Genomic DNA, 824 nt, shown 5'->3' on the forward strand with positions numbered 1-824 from the left:
TGCCGTGGTCGATGCGTTGTCTTCCCGGCTGGTACCGGATGCGTTGTGGGAGATCGTCGAACCGTTGCTGCCCGGATTCCGGGCGCGGCCCCAAGGCGGCGGCCGGGCGGCGATCGATGATCGGGCGGTGTTCACCGCGATCGTCTACGTGCTCACCAGCGGCTGTGCCTGGCGGCACCTGCCACCGTCGTTCGGGGTCAGCGTTCCGACCGCACACCGCCGCTTCACCACCTGGGTTCGGGCCGGGGTGTTCGACGAGCTGCACCGCCGGGTCCTCGATCGGCTCGGTGCCGGTGGGGGCCTGGACTGGTCCGCCGCGATCCTGGACGCAGCGCACGTGCGGGCGAAAAGGGGGGCTCTCTGACCGGTCCCAGCCCGGTCGATCGAGGCAAGAACGGCTCGAAGATCCACATCCTCTCCGATGCCGACGGCATTCCCCTCGTCACGGCGGTGACCTCGGCGAACGCCCACGACAGTGTCATGCTGCAACCCATGGTCGCTGCGATTCCGGCGGTGCGCTCACCTCGCGGTCCGCGGCGCCGCCGACCCGGCCGGTTGCGGGCGGACAAGGGTTACGACTATCCCGTGCACCGCCGGTGGCTGCGGGCCCGGGGGCATCGTTCCGCGGATCGCCCGCCGCGGCGTCGACAGCAGCGAACGCCTCGGCCGTTACCGGTGGAAGATCGAACGCACCCTGGCTTGGCTGAGCGGCTATCGCCGGCTGACGATGCGCTACGAACGTCACGGTGAGAACTTTGCTTCCTTTCTCCAACTCGCCGCTGCGCTGACCTGCTTCAAGAAACTCACCAAATGAGACGTGCTCT

Annotated in this window: 1 pseudogene; it reads left to right on the forward strand. The window is 68.4% G+C overall.

From position 1 onward, the window contains the following. Positions 1-16: 16 nt before the first annotated feature. Positions 17-814: pseudogene (locus EQ874_RS22790) on the forward strand (IS5 family transposase). Positions 815-824 lie beyond the last annotated feature (10 nt).

Origin of the sequence: Rhodococcus sp. Q1, from assembly GCF_004153645.1 — a bacterium.
GTDB classification, from domain to species: Bacteria; Actinomycetota; Actinomycetes; order Mycobacteriales; family Mycobacteriaceae; genus Rhodococcus; species Rhodococcus gordoniae.